The sequence below is a fragment of the Atribacteraceae bacterium genome, assembly GCA_035477455.1.
GTDB lineage: Bacteria > Atribacterota > Atribacteria > Atribacterales > Atribacteraceae > DATIKP01.
In genome coordinates, this window is the sequence record DATIKP010000049.1 from 1 (window position 1) to 4,161 (window position 4,161).

6 protein-coding genes are annotated in these 4,161 nt (G+C 51.7%); 1 reads left to right on the forward strand and 5 read right to left on the reverse strand.

All coding sequences use genetic code 11. The features are described from left to right. Nucleotides 1-313: 313 nt before the first annotated feature. A complete protein-coding gene (locus tag VLH40_02800) occupies nt 314-643 on the forward strand; it encodes a hypothetical protein (protein ID HSV30938.1) in 330 nt (109 codons plus the stop codon). Nucleotides 644-1,298: 655 nt separating this feature from the next. On the opposite strand, the gene VLH40_02805 is transcribed toward VLH40_02800, so the two are convergent. The 5 genes from VLH40_02805 to VLH40_02825 all read right to left on the reverse strand — a co-directional run. Then, nucleotides 1,299-2,138 carry a histidinol-phosphatase HisJ family protein gene (locus tag VLH40_02805; protein ID HSV30939.1) on the reverse strand — a complete coding sequence of 280 codons (840 nt, stop codon included), beginning with the start codon at nt 2,136-2,138 and terminating at the stop codon, nt 1,299-1,301. A gap of 91 nt (nt 2,139-2,229) precedes the next feature. Then, entirely contained in the window at nt 2,230-2,520 is a 291-nt protein-coding gene (locus tag VLH40_02810; protein ID HSV30940.1) for an HU family DNA-binding protein, read from the reverse strand. A gap of 36 nt (nt 2,521-2,556) precedes the next feature. Next, nucleotides 2,557-2,817 carry a stage V sporulation protein S gene (locus VLH40_02815; protein ID HSV30941.1) on the reverse strand — a complete coding sequence of 87 codons (261 nt, stop codon included), beginning with the start codon at nt 2,815-2,817 and terminating at the stop codon, nt 2,557-2,559. Nucleotides 2,818-2,998: 181 nt separating this feature from the next. After that, the gene (locus VLH40_02820; protein ID HSV30942.1) at nt 2,999-3,430 is read right to left on the reverse strand and encodes an NUDIX hydrolase; all 432 of its coding nucleotides are present in this window, start codon (nt 3,428-3,430) and stop codon (nt 2,999-3,001) included. 471 nt (nt 3,431-3,901) lie between these two features. Then, a partial coding sequence (locus tag VLH40_02825) for an ARMT1-like domain-containing protein (protein HSV30943.1) occupies nt 3,902-4,161 on the reverse strand: 260 nt, incomplete at its 5' end.

The following is a 4,161-nucleotide window of genomic DNA, read 5'->3' on the forward strand; positions in this document are numbered from 1 at the left end:
GCCCATCTGTTCTCCACCACCACCGGCCGGACCTCCCTCCCCCCGGTTGACCTTTGTGTCCCTCCTGATCATGCTCCAGCAGAGTTGGAGCTACCGGAAGATGCCCGAAGCGGCCCTGTTCGATGGCCGGGTCAAGTACGCCCTGGGGCTCAGTCGCCGTCCCCGGTACACCTGACCCGCTCCACCCTGCACCGCCGCCACCAGAGCGGTTCATGGCCGACCGACCATTCGGGAGTACCTGAAGCGCACCCTGCAGCAGGCCCTCAGCGCCGGGCTGTTCAGGGAAGACGGCTCGGAGCTGGTGGACTCCTTCATGGTTACCGGGGCCCCCTCCCGCCGGGACACCTCTACCCTGATCATCCTGGCCATGCGCCTGGTGCTCCGGACCGCCGGGGAGGAGGGGATCGACCTGCCCCAACAGACCATCACCCGTCCGGGGGGGGGAGACCATTCCCCTTCAGACGGCCGGCCCTCATTTTTTTCCGGAAACCGCCTGTGCCCGGTGTGCCCTCCGGACTCAGTGCCCCACCTCCTCCCAGGGCCGGATCATCATCCATCCCCAGAGGAGGCACTGCTGCAAGCCGCCCGGCAGGCCCTCAATTCAAGGAAGAGTACCGATGGCGCGCCCGGGTGGAACGGGTGATCGCCAAACTGACCCGGCACGGAGCCAGGAAGATCCGCTACTATGGGAAGCAGAAAACCGGTTTCTAGTTGATGGCTCATGCGGTCATCCACAATTTCCAGACCATGGCCCGGTACCTGGCCAACCAGGCCGGTCCGGACCAGGCCTTGGCTCGGGAAGGCTCGACCTAACCTCCCTGCCGGGGGGGGGAGAAGTGTCTCCTGAACCCCGGTTCGGGGGAGCACCGGAGGATGAACTGAATGAATCTGGCCGCTTTCGGTCCCGTTTGGGCCGGCAGTGGGCTGTTTGAGCCCGGGATGTCCAGGTCCTGTCCTGATTCGGTTCAGGGATAACAGGTAAACTCAGGTAAAAAACGGATGATTGAGGCCGTCCAGCTGTGAGAGGGGTGATGTGGGACGGTCTTTTAGGCCAATGGGTTTGAGGAATACCGAATAATTTGCGCTTTTTATTTACCTTAACGGCTATTGGCCAACGACCTAATAACCGGTTTTTCATTTCCCCAGTCTGTAGATATGCATTAGGAAGACCGCCAAAAGGGAAACCAGATAAATCCATATAAAATTTCGGATAAAAAAAGATTCCGGATGCGTACCTGCAAACCGGGAATACAGGAGGGGAACCATGACAACCAGACCAAGCATGGTCATGATCATCTTCAAAGGTGAATGCCGTCCGGTATGGGATAGCGAAATAGCTCTCTTTTATGAAACCCGGCGAGTTCCCGGAATCCCGCTTCCCGCAGGATGACCAGCGCCTGGTCGAAATCCTGGCTCACTTCACCAGGTCGATGGGCATCGGAACCCAAGCAGATTGGGATGCCAAGTCCAGATGCCTTCCTGAGGATCGCCCGCGATGGATAAGCTTCACCAACCGGCTTACGGAAACCGGCGGTATTCATTTCCAGAGTTAATCCCTTTTCCAGGCAGACCTTCAAAGCCTCTTCCTCTTCGCAAATCGGCTCGGCCAGGCGGTGACCGAATTTTTTGGGGAGATCGAAGTGGGCCACGATATCGAACCATCCGGTCAGCATCCCCTGAATAAGAATCCGATAGTAGTACCGATAGATTTCGGCGATATTCTGATTGTGAAAGATCGGGAGGTATGCTGGATCATCGAAAGGCCAATCACCGAGGAAATGGACAGACAACAACAGGTAGTCCCATTCATAGAGATCAATGATGGGACGTAAGAGCTTTTCTTTGCCGGGAATATAATCGATTTCCAATCCAATACGAACGGTAATTATCTTCTGATAGTTCTCCCGAAGTAGCTCGAGTTCCTGGAGATAATGACCGACTGCATGGTCAGGTATGGAGCACATATTGGTCCGCTTCCCCGGAGGATAATAATACTGGGGGCAATGTCCGGAAAAACCGATTTCGGACACACCCCGTTCCAGGGCACATTGGATATATTCCTCGAATGAACCAACCGCATCTCCGCACATGCGGCTGTGAATATGATAGTCGCAGAGCATGTGTACGGTTCCTTTCATTCGCTGACTCATCCCAAAAGTGCTCTACGGGTCAAAAAAAGAAGGGGTCGGACCCCTTCTTTGTCGAGTGATACTCAAACCAGTTGAAAGATTATTTCACCATTTCCTTCAAGACTTTACCGGGACGGAAAAATGGTACTCTGCTCGCAGGAATTTGCACCTCTTTACCTGTCTGAGGATTCCTTCCCCTCCGGCCGGCCCTGGTTTTCACCCCAAACGTTCCAAACCCAACCAACTGAATTTTCCCATCTTCTTTCTTCAATTCTTCCTGCACAATATCAAAAAGAATATCGATAACCATTGCCGTGTCTTTCTTAGTGATTTCCATCCCATTTTTTTTCAATTCTTCAGCCACTGCGTCCACCAAATCCCGTTTGTTCATGTTTTTCTCTGCCTCCCTTTCTTGGATTAGATTGTTTCAACCTGGTATAACAATAAACCTGATAGCTGTTTTTTCGATATCATCGATGCGAACATCGACAAATGCCGGAATGCACACTAAATCGATTCCACTGGGTGCAAGGTATCCACGCGCGATAGCAATGGCCTTAACTGCTTGGTTCACCGCTCCGGCACCCACTGCTTGCATTTCCGCTTTTCCGTTTTCTCGTATAACTCCTGCTAAGGCTCCCGCAAGAGCTGCTGGTCTGGTTTTAGACGAGATCTTCAAAAGCTCCATCGGTCTACCTCCTTGGTTCACTATGCTCTGCTGCTTCGATATTCCTACTCTTCCCCCGACAACCTATCACCCTCCCTTCCCTCCTGGTGAAGCCCTCGTAATAAACCATGCGTTCTCGGGCGCCACACGAAACTTACACACAACACCGGGAAAGAGCACTATCAGATCATGATCCAAATATTTACAATCCTTCCAGCAGCTGCCTGCCTTCCCGAAGTATGCCACTCTCATCGGGAAAAGCAAGGGTGTTTTGCGCTTCTTCGAAAGAAAACCATTTGCTTTGCAGGATCTCGTCTTCATCCCACCAATCCCGGGCATACTCGGTGGTCATGAGATAAAAATCCACAGTCTCGTGGAAACGCTGCAGGTTCCGGGTATACGAGAAGGAAATAGCTCCGATCAATGGTCCCAGGGTGACTGCGAAGCCGGTTTCTTCGGCAACCTCCCGTTGCGAGGCCTCGGCGGACGTTTCGCCCTCCTTGAGATGTCCTTTAGGAAGCATCCATAGTCTTGACTGTCTTTTTTGAATCAATAATACCTTCCATTCTCCGGCGTCTTTTTTGACCAGTACCCCTCCTGCAGCCCTGACAGGTATTCCTTCCAATATACTCATATGGTTAAGGGACCCTTACGTTTTATCTCATATCCTAAAGGACGATTGGAAAAACCTTATTTGAAGAAGCATGCCCGGGTTTGTGCCATCCTTAATAAGGTATGTTTCGTATTCTGATCACAAGTTTATAGCGTGAATCACCGAATTGTCAAATATGAAAGGGATTTTATGGCGTAACAATCGATAGCGTTTATCAGAAAGCGGGAGGAGCATCGATCATGAATTGAAACAACGTGACATTCAGGTAACAATCGATAGCGTTTATCAGAAAGCGGGAGGAGGGTCAGATATGAAATTAAAATGAGCCCGGGGAATATATAGGTCAAGCTTTACGATGATTGGCGGCTGGAAAACGGGAATCGGCCAGTTTAAGGCAGGATAAGATATTAACGACTCAAGAAGGCATTTGATCGCCGATCGCTTACGAAGCCGGTAAAGCGCTACGCATTTTGAAGGACAAGAATCATCCACTCAACCCCGGTTTTTTTTCAGGATCAACGCCCCCTGGTTGACTCCCAGTGCCCTGGCTACCGGCAAACATTTGGCCTTCAGAAAAAAAAAGATGGTTTCCGGTCTGTCGCTTAGGGTTTCGAAGTTCCCTTGTCCTTTCGATATGATCAGGTCAGCTTTTTTCCAGATTTCCTGGAGTTGCGACGGTGCGCTTTCGACGAAGAAACCGATTTCCGGTCGTCCGGTGGTCAAGACCCGTGCGATTTGATTGATACGGACCG

Coding starts and splice junctions, on each gene's coding strand:
- VLH40_02810 (HSV30940.1), bottom strand. CDS start 2,520: ATGAACAAACGGGATTTGGTGGACGCAGTGGCTGAAGAATTGAAAAAA.
- VLH40_02815 (HSV30941.1), bottom strand. CDS start 2,817: ATGGAGCTTTTGAAGATCTCGTCTAAAACCAGACCAGCAGCTCTTGCG.
- VLH40_02800 (HSV30938.1), top strand. CDS start 314: ATGGTTACCGGGGCCCCCTCCCGCCGGGACACCTCTACCCTGATCATC.
- VLH40_02820 (HSV30942.1), bottom strand. CDS start 3,430: ATGAGTATATTGGAAGGAATACCTGTCAGGGCTGCAGGAGGGGTACTG.
- VLH40_02805 (HSV30939.1), bottom strand. CDS start 2,138: ATGAAAGGAACCGTACACATGCTCTGCGACTATCATATTCACAGCCGC.